The 21,067-nt window shown below is 36.3% G+C and carries 24 protein-coding genes; 13 read left to right on the forward strand and 11 right to left on the reverse strand.

What is annotated here, in order from left to right; genetic code table 11:
- Positions 1–1,212 (forward strand): hypothetical protein (locus tag HX124_RS00750; protein WP_286381643.1); only part of this gene is annotated, 1,212 nt, incomplete at its 5' end.
- 83 nt (positions 1,213–1,295) lie between these two features.
- On the opposite strand, the gene gigC is transcribed toward HX124_RS00750, so the two are convergent.
- A complete protein-coding gene (gene gigC, locus HX124_RS00755; RefSeq protein ID WP_107009647.1) occupies positions 1,296–2,186 on the reverse strand; it encodes a LysR family transcriptional regulator GigC in 891 nt (296 codons plus the stop codon).
- A 168-nt stretch (positions 2,187–2,354) separates the two neighbouring features.
- Between gigC and HX124_RS00760 the strand changes: the two genes are divergently transcribed.
- The gene (locus HX124_RS00760) at positions 2,355–3,116 is read left to right on the forward strand and encodes a ferredoxin--NADP reductase (RefSeq protein ID WP_286381644.1); all 762 of its coding nucleotides are present in this window, start codon (positions 2,355–2,357) and stop codon (positions 3,114–3,116) included.
- Between the two features lie 59 nt (positions 3,117–3,175).
- On the opposite strand, the gene HX124_RS00765 is transcribed toward HX124_RS00760, so the two are convergent.
- A complete protein-coding gene (locus tag HX124_RS00765) occupies positions 3,176–3,598 on the reverse strand; it encodes a hypothetical protein (RefSeq protein WP_286381645.1) in 423 nt (140 codons plus the stop codon).
- A gap of 239 nt (positions 3,599–3,837) precedes the next feature.
- Between HX124_RS00765 and HX124_RS00770 the strand changes: the two genes are divergently transcribed.
- From HX124_RS00770 to HX124_RS00780, 3 genes are all read left to right on the forward strand, one after another.
- Positions 3,838–4,119 (forward strand): hypothetical protein, encoded by a 282-nt coding sequence (locus HX124_RS00770; RefSeq protein ID WP_286376312.1) that lies wholly within the window; start codon positions 3,838–3,840, stop codon positions 4,117–4,119.
- 207 nt (positions 4,120–4,326) lie between these two features.
- Entirely contained in the window at positions 4,327–5,970 is a 1,644-nt protein-coding gene (locus tag HX124_RS00775; RefSeq protein WP_286381646.1) for a mechanosensitive ion channel, read from the forward strand.
- A gap of 86 nt (positions 5,971–6,056) precedes the next feature.
- Positions 6,057–6,248 (forward strand): hypothetical protein, encoded by a 192-nt coding sequence (locus tag HX124_RS00780; protein WP_107009643.1) that lies wholly within the window; start codon positions 6,057–6,059, stop codon positions 6,246–6,248.
- Between the two features lie 34 nt (positions 6,249–6,282).
- On the opposite strand, the gene HX124_RS00785 is transcribed toward HX124_RS00780, so the two are convergent.
- On the reverse strand, positions 6,283–7,482 hold the full coding sequence (locus HX124_RS00785) for a BaiN/RdsA family NAD(P)/FAD-dependent oxidoreductase (RefSeq protein ID WP_286381647.1): 1,200 nt from the start codon (positions 7,480–7,482) through the stop codon (positions 6,283–6,285).
- 188 nt (positions 7,483–7,670) lie between these two features.
- On the opposite strand from HX124_RS00785, the gene HX124_RS00790 reads away from it, so the two are divergent.
- On the forward strand, positions 7,671–8,009 hold the full coding sequence (locus HX124_RS00790; protein ID WP_286381648.1) for a DUF4870 family protein: 339 nt from the start codon (positions 7,671–7,673) through the stop codon (positions 8,007–8,009).
- Between the two features lie 24 nt (positions 8,010–8,033).
- On the opposite strand, the gene HX124_RS00795 is transcribed toward HX124_RS00790, so the two are convergent.
- The 4 genes from HX124_RS00795 to HX124_RS00810 all read right to left on the reverse strand — a co-directional run bounded on the left by HX124_RS00795 (position 8,034) and on the right by HX124_RS00810 (position 12,372).
- Positions 8,034–8,912: a 1-aminocyclopropane-1-carboxylate deaminase/D-cysteine desulfhydrase gene (locus HX124_RS00795; protein WP_286381649.1), complete on the reverse strand. Its 879-nt coding sequence runs from the start codon at positions 8,910–8,912 to the stop codon at positions 8,034–8,036.
- A 59-nt stretch (positions 8,913–8,971) separates the two neighbouring features.
- The gene (locus tag HX124_RS00800) at positions 8,972–10,096 is read right to left on the reverse strand and encodes an HlyD family secretion protein (protein WP_286381650.1); all 1,125 of its coding nucleotides are present in this window, start codon (positions 10,094–10,096) and stop codon (positions 8,972–8,974) included.
- A gap of 71 nt (positions 10,097–10,167) precedes the next feature.
- Positions 10,168–11,817, reverse strand: coding sequence for an MFS transporter (locus HX124_RS00805; protein ID WP_286381651.1), 1,650 nt, complete (start codon positions 11,815–11,817; stop codon positions 10,168–10,170).
- Between the two features lie 6 nt (positions 11,818–11,823).
- Positions 11,824–12,372: a TetR/AcrR family transcriptional regulator gene (locus HX124_RS00810; RefSeq protein WP_107009637.1), complete on the reverse strand. Its 549-nt coding sequence runs from the start codon at positions 12,370–12,372 to the stop codon at positions 11,824–11,826.
- 197 nt (positions 12,373–12,569) lie between these two features.
- On the opposite strand from HX124_RS00810, the gene HX124_RS00815 reads away from it, so the two are divergent.
- The 4 genes from HX124_RS00815 (at position 12,570) to HX124_RS00830 (ending at position 14,909) form a co-directional block, all read left to right on the forward strand.
- Positions 12,570–13,244, forward strand: coding sequence for a D-Ala-D-Ala carboxypeptidase family metallohydrolase (locus HX124_RS00815; RefSeq protein ID WP_286381652.1), 675 nt, complete (start codon positions 12,570–12,572; stop codon positions 13,242–13,244).
- Between the two features lie 6 nt (positions 13,245–13,250).
- Positions 13,251–13,883 carry a hypothetical protein gene (locus tag HX124_RS00820; RefSeq protein WP_286381653.1) on the forward strand — a complete coding sequence of 211 codons (633 nt, stop codon included), beginning with the start codon at positions 13,251–13,253 and terminating at the stop codon, positions 13,881–13,883.
- A gap of 237 nt (positions 13,884–14,120) precedes the next feature.
- Positions 14,121–14,201 (forward strand): NF038215 family lipoprotein, encoded by an 81-nt coding sequence (locus tag HX124_RS00825; protein WP_286381940.1) that lies wholly within the window; start codon positions 14,121–14,123, stop codon positions 14,199–14,201.
- Positions 14,202–14,285: 84 nt separating this feature from the next.
- Complete coding sequence (locus HX124_RS00830; RefSeq protein ID WP_286381654.1) at positions 14,286–14,909, forward strand: LysE family translocator; 624 nt, start codon at positions 14,286–14,288, stop codon at positions 14,907–14,909.
- A gap of 67 nt (positions 14,910–14,976) precedes the next feature.
- Here HX124_RS00830 and HX124_RS00835 read toward each other — a convergent pair whose 3' ends face one another.
- From HX124_RS00835 to metG, 3 genes are all read right to left on the reverse strand, one after another.
- Positions 14,977–15,954 (reverse strand): MBL fold metallo-hydrolase, encoded by a 978-nt coding sequence (locus HX124_RS00835; RefSeq protein ID WP_286381655.1) that lies wholly within the window; start codon positions 15,952–15,954, stop codon positions 14,977–14,979.
- 99 nt (positions 15,955–16,053) lie between these two features.
- Positions 16,054–16,539 carry a hypothetical protein gene (locus tag HX124_RS00840; protein WP_286381656.1) on the reverse strand — a complete coding sequence of 162 codons (486 nt, stop codon included), beginning with the start codon at positions 16,537–16,539 and terminating at the stop codon, positions 16,054–16,056.
- A gap of 85 nt (positions 16,540–16,624) precedes the next feature.
- On the reverse strand, positions 16,625–18,682 hold the full coding sequence (metG, locus tag HX124_RS00845) for a methionine--tRNA ligase (RefSeq protein ID WP_286381657.1): 2,058 nt from the start codon (positions 18,680–18,682) through the stop codon (positions 16,625–16,627).
- 194 nt (positions 18,683–18,876) lie between these two features.
- Between metG and HX124_RS00850 the strand changes: the two genes are divergently transcribed.
- The 3 genes from HX124_RS00850 to HX124_RS00860 all read left to right on the forward strand — a co-directional run bounded on the left by HX124_RS00850 (position 18,877) and on the right by HX124_RS00860 (position 20,671).
- Positions 18,877–19,692 carry a hypothetical protein gene (locus HX124_RS00850; protein WP_502872799.1) on the forward strand — a complete coding sequence of 272 codons (816 nt, stop codon included), beginning with the start codon at positions 18,877–18,879 and terminating at the stop codon, positions 19,690–19,692.
- 87 nt (positions 19,693–19,779) lie between these two features.
- Positions 19,780–20,295, forward strand: a complete 516-nt coding sequence (locus HX124_RS00855) for a hypothetical protein (RefSeq protein WP_286381659.1) — start codon at positions 19,780–19,782, stop codon at positions 20,293–20,295.
- Positions 20,296–20,365: 70 nt separating this feature from the next.
- The gene (locus HX124_RS00860; RefSeq protein ID WP_286381660.1) at positions 20,366–20,671 is read left to right on the forward strand and encodes a putative quinol monooxygenase; all 306 of its coding nucleotides are present in this window, start codon (positions 20,366–20,368) and stop codon (positions 20,669–20,671) included.
- Positions 20,672–20,674: 3 nt separating this feature from the next.
- Here HX124_RS00860 and HX124_RS00865 read toward each other — a convergent pair whose 3' ends face one another.
- A complete protein-coding gene (locus tag HX124_RS00865; RefSeq protein WP_286381661.1) occupies positions 20,675–20,893 on the reverse strand; it encodes a DUF6500 family protein in 219 nt (72 codons plus the stop codon).
- Positions 20,894–21,067: the final 174 nt, after the last annotated feature.

Here is a 21,067-nt window from a genome sequence, read left to right on the forward strand (position 1 = left end):
TCTGTGGAATCTGTGGAATCTGTGGAATCTGTGGAATCTGTGGAATCTGTGGAATCTGTGGAATCTGTGGAATCTGTAGCTTTTACGTTATTAGAACTCGAAGATCAGCAACTTAATGCTCAAGAATTACAAGCTGACCCGATGATGATTGAATGGGAGCTTGAGAAAAATGAAGAGCAACACGCTACAAATATAACACCTGAAGTTGTTGAATTTACTGATGTGAGTACGCAAGAAATTCATGAAAGCCAAAATGAGGAACTTGAAACCTCTTTTAATATGATCAATGATGTTGAGGAAGCTAAATCAGAAGATCATTCTTTTTTAGCTACAGTGCCTTTACTTGAATTAGATCAAAATCAGTTGCAACAGCAGGAAACGAGTGAAACACTGCAAATTGATCATGAAAATGACTCAACTCTCATCGAAACTGCGATTTCATCTGATATTTTGACTTTGGATCAAACACAAGATGAAATTGCTCAACAAAAAAATCAGCAACAATCGGTTGTTTATGCAGATAATTCAGCAGATTTACTTGAGCCACTCAGTCAAGAACATCAAAAGATAGATATAGAAGAACATCAAACATGTGATATTTCCGAAAAAATAGATTTAGTGACAACAGAACATCAAATATTCACAGAACCAGAAGATTTAATTGAACAAAAAAATAGCATTCCAGTATTGCCTGAATCTCAAGATATTGAAGAAAAGTATAGTAATTTTTCATTAAATAAAGCGATTAATTTGCATGATCAATCAAGTGAAGATAAAGAGCAAAAACAGGAACATTTAGAAGAGAATGATCAAAAAATATCATCTACATCACAAAGCTCCCAAGCATTGGTGACTCATGAAAAAGTAGAGCAAGATTCATTTTTAGAAACTGAACCTGTAGATTCGAAAGTGGAGTTTCAAGAAGAGCGAGAAGGATCCAGTTTTAAAGAAAATTCGATGTATTTAAATTTAAAAACACAAATATTATATGGAAAATGGAAACCCGTAAAAGAAAAGAAAGAGCATAAATTTTATATTAATCCATTATATGTGATTGGTGTGATTATTTTGTTATTAGGTACAAATGTTGCCTATCTAGCTTATGGTAAATATAAGAAGTATCAACAAGAACAGGAGGTTAAGCTACATTTGTATAAATTGGAACAAGAAAAGAAAAATGCTGCACAAAAAAATGCTGCTTTAAGGAAGTAATATTTTGGCAAAGTCTTTTAAATAAAAACCGTGTACTTGAAGCCACGGTTTTTATATTGAGCATGCTTATGATCGTAAGATTTTTATTTACCTGTTTGATTTTCGCAAAACTGTAAAAAAGAACGTAAACCAGGACCTTGATATTTTTGTCGATGTACGAGCATATAGAGTGGGCGTGTTAATGTCCAAAATGGAGTATCTAAGACAACAAGTTGCTGTTTTTCTAATAACGGATCAATTGCTAATTTAGAAATACATGATACACCTAAACCACCTGCTACAATTTTTAGAATAGCTTCATTATGCCCAAGCGTTAAACGTATATTGGCATCAGGAATATCTTGTAAGATTGCATTATCGAAGACTTCACGTGTACCTGAGCCTTCTTCACGTAAAATCCATTCTACATGATAAAAATCTTCAGGCGTTAATGGTCGCTTTAACTGAGCTAAAGGATGGCTAGGAGCACAACATACAGCTAATTCATCATCACGCCAGTGAATACACTGTAATTGTGGTAAATGACAAGAACCTTCGATCATAGCTAAATCAAGTTGGAATTGATTTACTGCTTCAATCATTTGGCGAGTATTACCTACTTGTAACTGTAAATGAGCTTGTGGGCGAATTTGTAAAAAATCAGCCATTAAATCTGGCATCAAGTAGTCACTGATGGTGAGCGTTGCCCCAATACGTAAATCTATACTTTGGAATTCACCTTTTGCAGCTTGCTCAAAAGCTTCGCAACGACCTAAAATTTCAAGTGCTTGCGGAAGAAGAAAACGACCTAAATCATTTAATTGTAATCTTTTTCCAAGACGGTCAAATAGGGGAGCTCCGAGTCCGTCCTCTAAGTCTGCCAAAGCCATGCTTGCAGCACTTTGAGTCAATCGAACTGCATCGCTGGCTTTGGTCACAGTGCCTTCTTGAGCGACTGCTACGAAAACAGCCAATTGGCGTAAAGTCATGCGCATGTAGATAGCCTTAACATTAAACGTCTTTCATATAAACTTTAGACCTTTTAATTTTCTCTTTTTAGAGGAAAAAAAGGAGGAGGATGAAAGAGGTCTATTTAAAATAAATATTAATAAATTATGTTGACATGCTACCATGAGCATAGTCATTCATGCCACGTTCAAATCATGTCAATTGAAAAATTTAGCGTAGAAAAGGTTTTATCTGTACACCGTTGGACCAATACCTTATTTAGTTTTACCATGACAAGACCTGCTCATTTCAAATTTACCGCAGGGCAGTTCGCTCGTATTGGGTTAAAAGTTGGAGATGATCTTGTTGTACGAGCATATTCTGTTGTTTCTTCGCCTTTTGATGAAACCTTAGAATTTTTTTCTATTGTTGTGCCAGATGGTGCTTTTACCTCAAATTTACAACATCTCGAAGTTGGGGATGAATTATATTTAGAAAAAGTTCCTTATGGTTTTTTAACCTTAGCACGTTATCAATTACCATTACCCAAAGATTTATGGTTATTAGGAACAGGAACAGGATTAGCTCCATTTATTTCAATGTTACAAGACTTTGAAACTTGGTCAAAATATCAGTCAATTACCTTGGTATATAGTGTGCGTACAGCATCTGAACTTGCTTATGTAACACGTATTGAAGAAATTGCACAAACATTTGGTGAAGGGCATACAGGCTTTCAGTTTGTACCTATTATTACCCGTGACCCGCAGGCAACTTTACATGATCGTTTACCGATTTTAATTGAAAATGGTGAATTAGAAAAAACGGTTGGTTTAGCATTAAATCCTGAAACAACACATGTGATGTTATGTGGAAATCCACAGATGGTTGATGATACTAAAGATGCTTTAAAAGCACGTGGTTTAACCATGAATCGTCGTGGTGAAGGAAATATTGCAGTAGAAAATTACTGGTAAGTTGTTTGAGCATCAACATTTTTGATTAAAAAAATCCTCTATTGATTAGAGGATTTTTTTTAATGAACAAACATATCCATAAATTCACGTAGCTCATAAATTGCTGAGTCTAGATCTGTGCTGAGCCATGTTGGTTCAAAAAAACCTGAGTAAAACTCAAGACGCTCTGACGGAACAATAATTCGAATCGGACATTCTTCTTCGACTAAGCGCCAAGGAATAACAGGAACTTCTTGATCTAAAAAAGGTTCAATATTTCGAATATCTATAATCATCGCATTAATACAGTCAGGAAAAGGCATGACTGACAATTCTTCTGTGCGACGACGAAAATACTCAAGGTCTCCCCATTTTAAAACATCACTAGGTTTATTGAATTCGATAATTCCAATGAAATGTTCATCACGAGTGGTATGCAAAAAGCATTGATGAGTGACATCTGTGTCTAAATCGAGTGAGACACTTTGCCGTTGATAAGCCATATTTTCCATAGCCCAATAAGAGGGTCGATATTATAGCTCAAATTAACTGCAAAATTTTTTAATTTCAAAATTTCATGATTGTCTCTATTTCATTCTCTCTATTTAAAAATAACAGTTATTAGTGTGGTTAAATAATAAGCAAGACTAACTTACTAAGATATAAAATTTTTTACACAATACTACAATAGAGCTTGTTAGTATAAAAAAACACCAATCACGTTAATAAGGGGGAGAAAACCATGGTTCATGATTTTACTAAGCCACCCCATGTCGAGGGTGCAGAGGAAAAACAACAAAAAAGACGTTTACCCGTCTATATATTGATTATTGTTGGTATTTTTCTGGCAGCTCTGATTTTTTATATGTTTGCAGATATGAATCCTAAATCGGGAGAAATTCCTGCAAATCAGTCCATTCCTGCTGTAAGTGAACACGATTCAAATCGACAGCAAGATACTATTGCAACAGCAACCGATGAAACAGCAGAAGCAACTGCAACTGGAGCACGTGATTCTCAATAGAGTCGCGTGGGTTTTATGTTGAGATGAAAAGATTTTTCATTTCAACATAAGCCAATATGTTGTTTAAGCATACATCTAAAAGTATCTGATATATAAATCATTTTCATATATCTTAAATATTTTAGTCAGAAACATGACATAAAAAGATGACGCTATTCACAAGAAAATCATGATCTAAAACGAGCAAGATGAATAGAGGACATAACAATGAATGAATATCTAGGTTCACGTGGTGGTCGTTTTGATGCCATGTATTATTGGGAACAATTCCAACCCATTATTGCTGCAATTGTAATTTTGTTGGTGGGTTGGATACTTGCGCTAATTATTGCAGCAGGAATTAAGAAAATACTGACTAAATTAGGCACAAATCAAAAATTGTCTAATGCAACAGGACATCGCTCAAATATTGAAAATATAGTATCCAGAGTTGTTTTTTGGGTGGTCATGGTTATTGCCGTGATTGGTGCATTAAATGTACTGAATTTGAGTAGTATCAGCAGTCCTTTTAGCAACATGATTCAGCAATTCCTGTTGTTTATTCCTCAGCTTCTTGCTGCTATTGCAATTGGTTTTATTGGATGGATTGTGGCAAATTTGGTCAAAGTTGGGCTTAAAAACTTATTAGACCGCACACAACTTGATGAAAAACTAAGTGCAGAAGTTGGCGTAAGTCCAATTAGTCATAATATCGCAGATATTGTTTACTGGCTGATTTTACTCTTATTTTTACCAATCGTATTGTCTATTTTAGGTTTGCAAGGGCTATTAATACCTGTGCAAAATATGCTGAATGAGGCAATATCTTATTTACCAAATATCTTCATTGCTGGTGTGATTATTTTCGTGGGTTATATTTTAGCGAAAATTGTCCGCGGTATTGTTGAAGGCTTAAGTAATAGTTTAAATTTACAAGCGCAAGCAGAAAAAGTCGGTTTATTTAAAAATTCAGAGCAAGGTTTACCTAAGTTTTTAGGCTCTTTTGTCTTTGCTGTGGTCATGATCACTTCATTGATTATTGCGTTTGAAGCGTTGGGAATTCAAGCAATTTCGCAACCTGCAACAGCTATGCTTGCTGAAATCATGTTTGCGATTCCACATATTATTGCAGCAGGGCTGATTTTAATCGTTGCTTATGTCGTTTCACGTTTTGTGGGACGTTTAGTGGCTGAACTGATTGCAGGTACAGGCGTTGACCAAATCCCCGCTAAACTTGATATACAGCGCTTTTTAGGGGAAACCAAAGTTTCGTGTGTTGTGGGTTATCTGATTGTATTCTTTACGATGCTTTTTGCTGTATCAGAAGCAGCAAACCGTTTAGGGTTTGACCAAATTAGTGACCTTATTGCGATGTTTATCCAGTTTGGCGCTGACATTTTACTGGGTGCTGTGATTCTTGTGATCGGTTTCTGGCTTGCAAATGTTGTTGCAAATGTGGTGCAGCGTGGTGAATATAATAGTTCGCGTTGGCTAGGAAATTTAGTTCGTGTACTGATCATGGGCTTGGTGATTGCAATGGGACTTCGAGCAATGGGTATTGCTGATTCTATTGTGAATTTAGCATTTGGTTTAACTTTAGGTGCTGTTGCTGTTGCCTTTGCACTTGCCTTTGGTTTAGGTGGGCGTCAACCAGCAGAACGTGTATTGACAGACCTCATTGATAAAGCTAAAAAAGAAGGAAATCAACCCAATCCTTTAGCACAGAAAGCTGCGGAAAATGAGCATTCTGGATTAGTGACAGCAGATCAGGTGACTACAGACTCTCCAATCGTTGAATCTGAATATCAAGCTCCTTTAGATCAGACATTTGATACAAAAACCGATCATCCGTTAAAAGATGACCCGAAATAACCTGTAATTTATGATAAAGATCGATCAGGATTTACTGGTCGATCTTTTTTATTTAAATAATGAAAACATGAATGAGGAGAACCCATATGACAAAAAAGCAACCCAATAAGTTTATAGCTCCTATAGTGATTGCAGGTATTACCATTGGATTTTTAGCCAGTGCTTATAAATTTGTTTTTGCAAAGCCAAAATCAGCAACAAAGCCAGATTTGGCAGCGCAAAAAGAGCTTTCTACAGAAACAGTAGAGCAAAATAGCTCAGATCATCAAACTCAGTAGTAAAATCGTGGGCTAATCTGCTTATGTAAAATGATTAAACATATTCAGACGCGGCATGTGCAGATGCCCATGCCCATTGAAAATTAAAACCGCCTAAATGTCCTGTGACATCTAAAATTTCACCAATAAAAAATAAGCCTTTTTGTTTCTTACTTTCCATTGTCTTAGATGAAACCTCTGTGGTATCTACACCACCAAGAGTGACTTCAGCCGTACGATAACCTTCAGTTCCAGAAGGTTTGACTTCAAATTGATGCAGTTTTTGCGCAATATTTTCCAGTTTTTCATCACTGAGCTGAGCAATTGCAGTTTCAGCGAATTCTGCCCAGATTAAGCTTTGTAATTCTAAAACAACACTTTTTGGCAGTAGTTCACTCAGCAAGGTACGAATGAGAACTTTTGGTTGACTTTGTTTCTTGGCTTTAAAAAATTCAAAAAGTTCTTTTGATGGTAAAAAGTCGATTTTGAAACTTTGCCCAACATCCCAATAATTCGATAATTGCAAAGAACTTGGACCACTTAAGCCTCGATGGGTAAATAATAAAGCTTCTGTGAAACTGTTTAATTCATTGGATAAGGTTGCTTCAACAGCATTGCCACTGAGGCGAGTTGTGACTTCTTTAAACTGGTCTGAAAATGTAAATGGCACTAAGCCTGCACGGGTTGGGTAGATGTGATGCCCAAATTGTTTCGCAATTTTATAGCCAATATCTGAACCACCTAAAGTTGGAATAGACAAACCGCCTGACGCGACCACAACCGATGTTGCCTCAAAGTAGCCAATATTGGTTGCCACTTGAAAATGTTGTTCATCGATTGCAGTGACTGCTTTGACTTCACAACTGGTTTTGATGTCAACCAATTGAGTTTTTTCACACTCATTGAGTAACATCGCTAAAATTTCTTTAGCACCATTTAAAGTAAACAATTGCCCATGTTTGCGCTCTTCATAGTCAATGCCATATTCACAGACCATTCCTATAAAGTCCCAATTGGTATAGCGCGTTAAGGCTGAAATAACAAAATGGGGATTATGCGAAATGAAGTTTTCAGGCTCTACATAAAGGTTGGTAAAGTTACATTTTCCACCGCCAGACATCAGGATTTTTTTACCGATTTTATTGGCTTTTTCCATGACCAAGACTTTACGACCACGTGCAGCCGCTTTTGCTGCTAGCATTAAACCAGAAGCACCAGCACCGAGAACAATGACATCGTATTGATTTGTAGACATGGGAAACTCGTGAGGAAGGAAAGCAGGGCATTATAGACAAAATGAGATGAAAATTCAGGTACTATAAGCAAGTAACTGTAATTTAAATCGGTAAAGAAAAATTAAAAAATTGTATTTTGTAAGACAGCTTAAATGAAACTTAAAAAAGAAATAGAGTATAAATAATAGACATAAATAGAGGTAATAAAATGAATAATTTAACAAAAACTGAAACCGAAATCGCAGCTTTAAAACAATATAATCAAATCACTTATATTTTATATCTTGCAGGTTATCTCGTTGGTTTTACATGGCTTATTGCAATTATTATGAACTATGTGAAACGTGATGATATGCGTGGCACATGGTTAGAAAGCCATGTTAATTATCAAATTAAAACTTTTTGGATTAGTTTTGTCGGCTATATCGTTGGTGCGCTTTTAGCGATTGTAGTGATTGGATTTGTTGTTCTATTGGCAGTTTTTATTTGGGATGCTTATCGTCTCATTAAAGGTCTGATCGCATTAAATGATAATAAACTGGTATAAAGCTATAATTAGAGACAGTTTGGGCTATGAGGTTGCGGTGTTTAAGCGACCTTGTAAACCACCGCTATGAATCACTAAAATTCGTGTGTTTTCTTCAAAATATTTTTTTTTAATCAGATCTAAAATTCCAAACAGCATTTTTCCTGTATAAATATGTTCAAGCGGAATTTGATGTTTTTGTTCAAATTTTTCAATAAATTGTAGTAATTCAATTGTCGTTTTTGCATAACCACTACAACAATAGGCATCCGTAATTTCCCAGTTTTTTTTATGAGTTTTTAAAGCAACTTCCTTTGCTAGAAAATCACCTTTTAATGCAGAAAAGCCTAAAATTTGTTGATGTTCTGCACTTGCTTCAATTAAGCCTGTAATTGTGCCACCTGTGCCAACAGCACAACAAATCACATCATAATGTTCTAAATCATTCTGAGAAAGAATTTCTTGGCAGCCTTGTATCGCCAAGGTATTTGTTCCACCTTCAGGAATAATATAACTCTCAGGATAAGTTTGTTTTAATGCTTGTATAAATTCCTCTGTCTCTTTTAATCTGTATTTTTCACGTGAAACGAACTGAAGCTGCATACCAAATTGTTGTGCTGTTGCAAGCGTATGATTGAGAGGGCGGGTCGCGAGTTCTTCCCCACGAATGATTCCTATACTTTGAAACCCAAATAAATGTGCAGCATATGCCGTTGCAGCAATATGATTCGAATAGGCTCCACCAAAAGTGATGATGTGTTTACAGCCTCGTGCCTGAGCTTCTAGAAAGTTATACTTGAGTTTAAAAAACTTATTACCTGAAATTTTTGGATGAATCTGGTCAAGACGTTTTATGGTCACATGCACAGGCGCTTTTAGGTCAAGCTTCTGATATTGAACAGTTTCGGCAATACGATCAAACATTGGATAATTTTAAATACAAGGATTGATACGTATTGTACCTAAACGGATTTGATATTGGATTAATTGTGACTGGTATCTACCGAAGTAACAACAGACATCCCAGGTCTTAAAAACTCAAGTCCTTTTTGATTTGGGTCAATGGCAATCCGTACAGAGATCCGTTGCACCACTTTGGTAAAATTGCCTGTGGTATTGTCAGGTTTGAGTACACTAAATTCTGCACCCGCCGCAGGTGATATTTGTTCAACTCGTCCAGTAAATTTTTGATGTTTCATCGCATCAACAGTGAAAGAGGCTTTTTGCCCAATTTTCATGTCTGCAATTTGAGTTTCTTTAAAGTTTGCAATTATCCAAGTTTGCTTTGGAATGAGATACATCAGTTGTGTACCTGCTGCTACATATTGTCCAACACGGGGCGTAACTTCACCTAATTGTCCATCCATAGGCGCAGCGATAACGCTGTAATCTTTGGTCGTCACCGCTTGATCAAACTGTGCCTTGGCATTGGTCACTTGAGCTTTTAAACCTGACTCAGCCACTTGCGCAGTTTTTAATGCTTCTTGTGCAACAAGAACATTGGCTTCAGCTTGTTTGAGTAGAGCTAAATTATTTTTTGCATCTGCTGCGGCTTTATCTTGTTCTGTTTTTGAGGTTGCACCACTATTTCCTAATTGTTGATAGCGATTTAGCTGTGCATTTGAAAGTTCGTAGCTGGCACGTGCTTGATCAACTTTGGCTTGCGCAGCCACAATATCAGCTTTACGTTGCTCAATCGCTTGAGTTTGATTGGCTAAAGTCGTGTTGGCTTGGTCGACACCAGATTCAGCTTGAGTGATTTTTTGATCATATGTCGTCGTATCAATATGCATTAAAACTTGACCTTTTTTCACATGGTCAAAGTCAGTCACCATGACATCTTTGACATAACCATTGATCTGTGAAGAAAGAACAGTTGTTTTACCTTTGACATAACTATTTTCGGTAGATTGCAGCGTATTTTGAAAAGGACCAATTTGCCAAGCCCACATCATCAGGCTAATGCCAAGTAATAAAACCAAGAACATGAAAACCAAAGTACGTTTCGCCGTTGGAATTAACTTACTGGATGGCGGCGGAGCAAGTGGTGTAATTGGCGTTGGTGTAGGTTCTGTTTTTGGTTCTGATGGTTTTGAATCTTGTGACATAGGATCATCTCAAATTTTTAATACATAAAGTAACTAGCCATGATTGTGTTGAACGTGCGTATTAAATGAGGCTAACTTGAATTCATCATCTGCTGTTTTCTAATTTGATATTTTGCCCAAAAAATATTCAACATACTCCAAATAAATAAAATAATCGCAAAAATGCCATTCATTGCAATAACATCATTGTAGGCACGAACCTGTGCCTCTTTGGTTACCCCTTGATGGAGGTTTTGCAGTGCTTGATTCTGTTGTAAATGCTGATCTAAAGTATATTTACTGGCACTTTGTTGGTAAGTGTGAATACGTTGATATACGATTGGGTCAGTTGGAGACAGGTCACTAATAATTTCAGCGCGGTAATTCTGAGTTCGCACTTGCTGATAGGTAGAAAAGAATGAGTTACCCAATAAACCACCAAAACTTTGGGTTGCCGAAAATAAAACCACAAAAGTGACCATGTGTGATGGACCTTTTTGCAAGGCTTGAATAATGCCCGTAAGTAATAACGGACCAATAAACATACCACTGGCAAAACCGACAATAAATTGACTACGGTAAAAATTTTCAGGTCGAACATCACTAGTAAGATGATAATCAAGCGTACACGCAAATAAAATCAATACCACAGCACCAGCCAAATGCCATGGAATGCGCTCGCGTTTAAAGGTGACGGCACTAAAGATTGTCCCAGATGCAATTCCTAAAAGTATCACAACATACAAAGAAACAAATTGGTCTGGTCCCATTCCCATCGTTTTGAGAAAATTGACTGCGGCATAACTTTGCTCTGACATGAGCAAGCGAATTGCCAATGCTCCAAAGATAAATTTCAACGTCGTTGCCGAACCTAACCAACGCGTAATCAATAATGGATTGACCCGATAATGCTCGTAAGTGAGTCCAATAATGACCAAACTGAAACCTGCAATGAGTGCATAGCCCAACCATTTCGCTTCAAACCACCATAAAATAGGACCTTGCGTGAGGACAATACAAATAAGGGCAAAACCAGGAGCAAGCAGTGCAAAAGTAAAAAAATCCTGCTTTTCAAACACAGCAATACGTAAGCTGCGAGGAAGTTTTAGAGAAACCACCATTGCTAAACAACAAAGTGCTAAACCCAGTTCAAAAGTATATAAAATTGACCAATCATTGACATCGACAATATAAGGCGAAATGATCCAAGCGAGAGGAATACCAAGCTGTTGAAAACCTAATGCCAAATAAATACCACGTCCAAAATTAGCGCGTTTAAAGGCTTGCATAATATAATACATGCCCAGTGAACTGAGTGGTGCAGCCACTAAGCCACTGATAATACGGACTAATAATGCCATTTCAAAGGTTTGTACAAAAATATGTAAAATGAGCACACAGATAAATAGGACTAAACCAATTTCTGAAAATAGTCTTAAACCATATTGCTGCCTTGCTTTAAATAACAATAAATTTGAACTGATATTTGCCATGACATAGGCTGCTGGAATCCAAGCTGCTTCAGCAGGAGTCAGTGAATATTCACCTTGAATTAATGGCAAGTTAGCCGTAATAAAACCATTGCTCAGACTGCCTGAGATAGCCACCACTAGACCGATAAAAAAATAGATCAGTTTTTTGGGCGTAGAGTGAGCGATTGCAGCAGGAGAACCCGGTAAAGTAGGGCGTTCTTCGGGTGTCCAATCTGGTGCAGGTTCAAGGAGGCGTGGTGTTTTATCCATTTTTAACTACGCTTTCATACCATCGATGAGTAAGTCAACTGCGCGTGTTGCTAAAGCAACTTGTTCCGCATCAGTCATACCTTGAAATGCGGCTCTTAGAATCCCTGTAATCAAAGCATAATCTTTAGTAGTTAAATCTGCACGGCAAATCTGATGAGTGATCGCTTGATCAATCAAGGGTTGTAAAATAGCATCACGACGTAAATAAATATCCACCATAATTGGGTCATCACGATCAATCACGCGCCAATATTCCATTAATGCGGTGAGAAGTGGAAGATTATCGACATGACTGCGTATCAGTCGAATCATGCCATCGGGATATTGTGCATAATCTTTTGCTTTTGCTTCTAAACGCGTTAAAGCTTGTTCCATCAGGGCGATCACCAGTTCACGACGATCTTTAAAATTTCGATAAAATGTTGCGCGTCCAACACCTGCTTCGCTGATGACTAACTGTAAGGGTGCACGTATGCCTTGTTGGCGAAATATTTTAAGTGCAGCAGAAAGTAAGTCTTCACGGTTTTGTGCAGCAAGTTGTTGGCGTTTACGCATGATATGAAAGCAAAATAGGACTTAATAATATTTAACGGACATTTTTGTCCGTTGTAAAATCCTGCGTTGTTGATTTTTTGTAATCTGCCATATTCTTTGTATAAATCTCGCTAAAATAACGAAACCATCACGCTATCATTCATCTTGATAGAGGACTGATAAAAAATAATGTTTTTTAATATGAAGAATAAAGGTTAATGCAAAATATTTTAAAAAAAATTAAACCAAGTTTTGTGATGATCTTGTGTACCCTGATTTTATTCAGTGGATGTGAAAAGTCTGAACAGAAAAAAACACCAGAAAATAAAAATAAAGATCCACTGAAGCTGCAATTTGAACAGTGGAAATCTCAACAAGATCCGAAATTATTAAATGAATACTATCAATTTATGACACAGTATTTAAAACATCCACCGAGTTTGATGGAGCTGACAACGACACGAAACTATATGCCTGAGCAGTGTTATTCCAAGCGTTTTGCCATACCTCCCAAAAAGTATTGGGAAAATGTAGTTGGAAGTTTAAAACTGGTTGAAAAACTCAATCAAAATGACTTTTATCAGCATTATACCATCACTGCAATTTATCGTAATCCTGAACTTAATCAATGTGTAAAAGGCGCTTCACGTAGTAAACATTTATATAATTATGCAGTTGATTTTCATGTACTAGCACCGAAAGAGACAGATCAAAAAGCACGTGAGGGATTGGTCAAAAAAATGTGTCAGTTTTGGCAGAAGGAAGGGGGAAATTTTAAAATGGGTTTAGGTGTTTATGGAAATAATCGCTATTATATTGATACGCAAGGATATCGTACATGGGGTAAAGACTATAAATCGAGTAGTTCACCATGTTTGAAGACAACGAAGTAGAGCAACATGACATTCAATTCTTATTTTAAAATTTTACTGTTTTCAACAACTGCATTGCTGAGTATGTTGAGTTATGCGAATGATGATGAAGATGATTTAAAAGATAAAATTCTTGGTTCAGCAGGAAAAATTAAAATCAAACAAGAGCGTTGTAACAGTAATAATGCAGAATGTGATTTTGTGCTTTATGATGCAAAAAATAAAAAGCAAACGCTGCTAAAACAATGGAATAAAACTGCAGTTGTGTACCAATTTACGCCAAACCTAATGGGTTTTATGATAGGTGCAACAGGCACAGATCATAATTTGATGGTCGTAAATGATCAAAATCAGCAGAAAAATTTTGGTAGTTTTTTAGCAATCAATCAAAATAAAACATGTATTGTAACTTATGAATCAAATGTGAAAAATATGCCTGATTCACTCGTGTTTTATAGCGTACCTGACTTTCGGGTTCGCCAAGTGATCAACCAAAAAGTACCTCAATTTAATCAATTCTCTTATCCAATGGATCAAGGTTTTGAAGATGATGGCAGTTATGCTTTTAGCTATATCGCAAAATTTGATGGTGAAATGGACATGCAAAGTGTGGTCATTCAAAACCCATGTCAGTCGAATTATCGGATTATTATGAATTAAGTTTAAATGTTTATTTACGTGAATTATTTTAGAGAATACCTAATATTGAGATGAAATAAATCGTCGCAAAATAATGCTGTTTTTTTAGGCAAAGCTGTTATGCTAAAAAGAATAAAAATAATGAAGAGGATATGCCATGAAATTTTTTTGCATAGGTCTCAGTCTCATCATATTGGGTACATTGGTAGGATGTGACCACAGTAAGCCCCTAAGCCCACAACGACTGAAGTTCGTACCATGATCATTGGTGGTATGCCAGTACATGAAAGAGATTATCGCTTAACAGCTCAAGATCATTCAGGAAATACAGTTGAGTAAAATATTGAACTTTGTTTAAAGTATTCGATTTCTTTTTTGATCTGATCAGTTAGAATGCCTGCAAACTTTGTTTAGGTATGTATTGTGGAATCTTTATTGATTTTAGGCTCGATTGCTTTGGCGCTCATGCTCGGTGCAATCAGTCCAGGTCCTACATTTATTTATGTAGCGAAAAATTCAATTGCGATTTCACGTAAACATGGTTTGTTTACGGCTTTGGGAACGGGTACAGGTGCAGCCTTATTTGGCTTTCTGGCTGTCATGGGCTTACAGGCTGTTTTGTTGGCAGTGCCTTCAGCATATTTAGTTTTGAAAATCTGTGGTGGTCTATATTTGCTTTGGCTCGCCTATAAAATTATTAAACATGCTAAAGACCCAATGGAACAAGCTGATGGGGAAACTCAGGTGATGAGTTATGCTCAGGCATATCGTTTGGGATTTATTACTCAAATGAGTAATCCGAAAATTGCCATTATTTTTGCCAGTGTTTTTACTGCACTTTTACCAAAAGAAATACCAAGTTATTTTTATGCAGTTTTACCGATGCTGTGCTTTTTTATTGATGCAGGTTGGTATTCGCTGGTGGCTGTTGCGTTGTCTGCGGAAAAACCACGCCGTGTGTACTTGAAGTTTAAGAAGGTATTTGACCGTGTAGCAGGTGGGGTCATGACTTTGCTTGGTTTGAAGTTAATCTTTGGGATGAAGTGACAGAGAACTTTGATTTTAATGTAAATATGTAAAAAGCTCTTTAAAAAAAGAGCTTTTCAAATTTCAATCAATCCTTAAAATGTACAGGAATCCACTGATAGCTTTTCTCATTTGCTGAATAAATATGTCCTATTCCTGGAAAGGGTAAATGTGGTGCAGCAATAGTTACACCGCTTCTAGCAAGGATTGGAAATTGTTTTAGACGAGTTTCTACTGCTTTTTGCGGATCAATATCATAATCAATCGCTATTTCAGGACGGTCAAATTGTACTGTATGTGAATGTACAATATCGCCAATAAAAACAATATCTTCATCTGTTGTTTTGAGTTTATAGCTAAAATGTCCTGGTGTATGACCTGCTGTTGAAATCACATCAAAACCATTTATTTTGTCACCCAATTTAAACGTTTTAAATTGGTTTTTGGTTTGATATGGTGCAAGTGCTGCTTTAATTTTTTCAACTGTACCTGCGTAACCCTCCTGTTTATCCTTTGGTATTTTACGGAGCTGTTTTGAGTTTAACCAATAATTCGCTTCATCCTCAGATACATAAATAGTAGCATTTGGATAATTTGCTACACCATCTTTACTTACACCACAAGAATGGTCAGGATGCAAATGAGTAAGTAAAATAGTATTCACTTGTTCAGGTTGATAACCTGCACTTTTTAGATTTTTCAGTACAGAGCCTAAATGTGCCCCAAAGCAATCAGTTGTTCCACTATCAATTAAAATCAGAGAGTCTCCTGTATTAACCAAAAAAGCATTAATTGATGTTTGTATACCTTTAGCTTGATCAGCATGATATTTTTTTAAAATTTCATGGACTTTGTCTTGAGAAATATCTTTAAACAAAGTGGGTGACATAAAGTTTGTACCATCAAGTAAAGCGGTGATTTGCGTATTACCGACTTGATGTTGATAGAAGCCTGCAACTTGGGCTTGTTGCTCTATGATGGGTAGAGTTTTTGTAATTTCTGCGTGCGTGATTAATGGTGTAACGCAAAGCAATATGGTAGAAAGTACAAGTTTTAATTTTTTCATTATTTATATCAGTTTATTGTGTTGTTTGTTTTTAACATGAATTGGTTGGAATATGGATTTTTTATTGATGAAAAAAATCTATTTTATATATTAAATTTATTATAGCATTTTATTTAGAATATCATTTTTTGGTAGATCGGTTAGTTTTCTCCATTCAATCAAAGTACATATTAATGTTGATGAAACTATCATTATGAATATAACGTAAAGAAAAATATTAATATCATTCCATATCAACATGGTTAGAATAAAAATAAAGGTTGCCCACATGAGACATAATAAACAAGCATATCCAAATACCCTTAAAAAACTTGTACTAAGCATTTTTCCTTTAAAAAAATGTTCAAATAATAAATTAGTAATCATTGCAGGAATAAAACCAAACAAGTAACCAAAAGGTGTAATGAAAATTAATGCGACTATCATAGGAAATACAATAGAAGGTGTAATTAAACCTTGTAAAAAATGTTGTGGATCTCTTTGAAAAATGGATACATGAAATGTCATCGCTACACAAAATGTCCCAATAAAAGGACCAATTGTCATAAATGATGAGTATTTAAAGAATTTTTTTAGTAATTTCATTGTTATTGAAAAATTAGTTTTGTGGAGTTTAACACAAAAAAAGCCCCTACATCAGTAGAGGCTTTCTTCCATCTTAATCTAATAATTAAGAAACTTTATCACCCGCTTTTGCACCAGTTTCAGGTGAAATCACCCAAACACCTTCACCGTTACCCGCAGCTAAAACCATACCATTTGAAATACCAAAACGCATTTTACGCGGTGCAAGGTTTGCCACCATCACCACCAATTTGCCTTTTAAGTCTTCAGGTTGGTAAAACTCACGAATACCACTAAATACATTACGTGGTTCAGCTTCACCAACATTCAACGTCAATTGAAGAAGTTTGTCAGAACCTTCAACGATATTCGCGTCTAAAACCTCTGCTACACGAAGATCAATTTTCATAAAATCTTCAATGCCAATGATCTCTGCCTCACCCACTTTAGGCTCAGGCTTTTTCTCAACTTTCTTTTCTTTCTTCTTCTCAACTTTTGCAGGTTCAGCCGCAGCAGCCAAAGAATCTTTAGAAGCATCAACCATCGCAGCAACCGCTTTCGGGTCAACACGTTGCATTAAAGGTTGGAACAAAGCAATCTCATGATCAAGCAAAGCCGTTTTGCTCGATACAAAATCAAAAGACTCAAGTTTTAAGAAGTTTTGAACTTGCGCTGCAAGTGTAGGCAGTACAGGTGCAAGATATACCGCCAATTGACGGAACAGGTTAATACCGACAGAACACACATCATGAACTTGTTGTTCTTCGCCTTCAATTTTCGCAAGCGCCCAAGGTTTTTTCTCATCAATATATTGGTTGGCTTTATCTGCAAGCGCCATGATTTCACGGATTGCAGTAGAGAACTCACGCGCTTCATAGGCTTTGGCAATCGAATCACCCGCATCAATAAAGCTTTGAACGAGTTCAGGTTCTGCACAAGTCGCAGACAATTTATTGTCAAACTTGGTGTTAATGAATTTTGCACAACGGCTCGCAATATTCACCACTTTACCGACTAAGTCCGAATTTACTTTTTGTACAAAATCATCAAGGTTTAAGTCAGAATCTTCAACTTTATCCGACAACTTAGATGCAAAGTAATAACGTAAGTATTCAGGATTCAAATGCTGTAAATAGGTTTCAGCTTTAATGAATGTACCGCGAGATTTCGACATCTTTTGACCATTCACAGTCAAGAAACCATTTACAAATAAACCTGTAGGCGTGCGGTAGTTAGCACCTTCAAGCATTGCAGGCCAGAACAGCGCATGGAAATACACGATGTCTTTACCAATGAAGTGATACACTTCATTTTGAGAATCTTTTTTCCAATAATCGTCAAAGTTTAAGTCAGGACGTTTGGTTTTGACATAGTTTTCAAAACTTGACATATAGCCAATTGGCGCATCGACCCAAACGTAGAAATATTTATTTGGTGCATCAGGAATTTCAAAACCGAAATAAGGTGCATCACGGGAAATATCCCAATCATTCAAGCCATTATCAAACCATTCGTCTAACTTATTTGCGATAGAAACAGGTAAACGACCTTCATCACGTGTCCATTTCTGCAAATATTCTGCAAAGTTTGGCAGTTTAAAGAAGTAGTGATCTGATGATTTTTCTACAGGGGTTGCACCGCTCAAAGTAGAGCGTGGATTTAATAATTCTGTTGCATTATAGGTTGTACCGCAAACTTCACATGAGTCACCATACTGATCTTCCGCTTTACATTTTGGGCATGTGCCTTTAATGAAACGGTCAGACAAGAACATGCTTTTTTCAGGGTCAAACAACTGAGTGACAGGACGAATTGCAATATTGCCTGCTTCACGGTTCTTAATATAAATTTCTTCTGAACGGGCTTTATTTTCGTCACTATTGGTTGAATCATAGTGATCGAAATGTACACCAAAACCGTCAAAATCACGAATATGCTCTTTTTGAACATTGGCGATTTGCGCTTCAGGTGTGATGCCATTGGCTTCAGCACGAAGCATGATTGCTGTACCGTGTGCATCATCCGCGCAGACATAAGTCACATTATGACCCATTGCACGCATGGCACGAACCCAGATATCTGCTTGGATGTAACCGAGTAAATGACCCATATGAATAGGACCATTTGCGTATGGAAGGGCGTTAGTGACTAAAATATTTCGCACGGATATAACTCTCTTTCTCAAAGTTAATGCAAGGGCAATGATTTTAGCTTAATTGCGATCAAGATGCATGACAGAATCTGTGAAATATTTTCATATGTAGATTTTATGCAATTTCCTCATTTTCAATGATTCATTCAGCTAGAATAGCTTTGTTTCTTTCCCAAACTGTAATTGCCAAGAGTGACAGCCCGATGATGCATGATAACGATTTTGATATTGATCCTTATGACGATGAGTTTGATCGTGAAGTCACCCGTATTCCACAAAATAAAGGCAGTCAACAACTTGAGAAAAATGTCTTAAAAGAAGCACAGATTTACCTTGAAGATATTTCGGAAGATGAGCATTCATTTTTAATCAAAACCTTGCATCAACTTGCTGAAGAAGAATCGTACTTCAATGTCTTGGCAGATGATCTTGAACAGCCTATCGGGGCAAAATTTGCCAATGATGCATTGAATTTAATACATTTTTGGAAACTCATTCATGATGCTGAAGATGTTAAAACCTTTAATTTGTTGGATGTGATCAACGGAGAATTTTTTCAATCTGAAATGTTGAAAGCCTTCGATGAATTGGAAATAGGCGATCAGAAAGTACAGTATCGTGAAGTTTTACAGCAAAGTTTTAAGCTGTATGAAGCTCAGTTTTATGCAGGATGTGTGCCTTTACTTTATGCACTTTTGGAAGGATTACTCACCGCTGTATTGCTTCAACATGGTTATTTAAAACAACAAGATACTAAATTTGTCGATGTCTATAAAATCGTACCGGGCTTAAAAGGCAATGAAATTAAGAGTTTGTGGCATAAGGCGAAAATTGCCCATGAACTGAATCCGTATTTCTCAGAACTTGCAGCCTATAAAATGGATAGCAGTTCCACCGTCACAGCAACACGGCATAATATTTTACATGGCACAGATCTAAATCATTTTCATCAAGGTCGTTGTTTTATCTTGTTTATTTGGTTATTTGGTGTGGTGAGTTTTATGAGTACAGTCAGGTCTTAAGTAACTTCACCTAAATTTCACATTTCTCTCATATAAATCACAATTCATTTCGGCACAATAAGACCAAGTTCAAAAAGGATCATAAAAATGAGATCTTGGTCATTATTATTTTCGGCGCTTTGCGCCAGTATCGTGTCTGTGCTCAGTCTGGTTCTTACATTTTGTTTGTTTTTAAACCTTTACCATGGTGATTTGTTTGTAGCAGCTTCGGAACGTAGTGCACAACGGGGTATAGAGGTCATGCTCTATCTCACCCCTTTCTTAATGATCATGGCATTTTTTGGTTTTTGGCTGATGTTCAGGTTTCTAAGAACGCCGCATAAAATATTTGAAATACAACGTTTTTTCACTGTTATACGTTGTTTGGGCATCGTTTGGTTGGGTTTGATTTTCCTGTGTCAATTTCTTGATGGCAGAATGGCTGAAATTATGGAAAGCCTGATTTTTGCAATCATCAGTCTGAGTATTTTTGCTGTACCCTTGTTGATTGGTATTTGGAGTGGAAATTATATCTATTTGAAAAAATTAAATAAAAAATGGGTGTTTAAACCTGCTTTGCCATTGTTCCGAAAATATAAACGATTACAGTTTCCACCTTTATAAAAATTTTAAAATAAACACAGCCTTATTTCAGCTAAAGTATAAATTAATAAAAATATTCAAGGTGTTATCCATGTTGAAACTCATTGCAGAAGACTTTATTCAGGTGGATAAAATAGCTGAAGTCTTGCCTTTATATGCTGAACTGATTGAAAAAACCAAACAGGAACAAGGTTGTATCGCCTATGATCTTTATCATGATTTAAAAAATAAAGGGCATTTTGTTTTTATTGAAGAATGGATTGACCGTGCTGCATTGGATGCACATGTACAATCTGAACATTTCCAACGCTTAGTCCCTCTAATTGATGCTCATAAAAGACAAGAGGGTGTATTTACCCATATGCAAAAGTATGATGAGTTATTTTCAACACCATAATATTTAGCATTCATTTTCAATCATCTGTTTAATTTTTATGGCTTTTTCAAAATGATCTAATTTGTGGGTTTGGATCCACCATGTTGCAACTTGCATGAGTGTTTCAGGGTCATCATTTTTATTGGCAAAAAATGCATAAAACGACAGTCCGACATTTTCACCTTTTTTGGCAATTTTTTCATTGCAAATGGTGATCATTTTGCGAGTCATTTCGGGTGTCATTAGATTTTCCATCATTATTGTATACATACAATTTGGCATCTTATCTTAAAACTGAAAAAGTTCAGCGCAATAAATGATTCGTCAATGATTTAAAAATAGATTATAAATAATAGAGTGGCAAAAAGTTCCATACGTAACATTACGTATGGTATTTATTGCAAATTGCTGTGTAAT

The organism is Acinetobacter sp. 226-1 (genome assembly GCF_030329325.1).
GTDB lineage: Bacteria > Pseudomonadota > Gammaproteobacteria > Pseudomonadales > Moraxellaceae > Acinetobacter > Acinetobacter sichuanensis.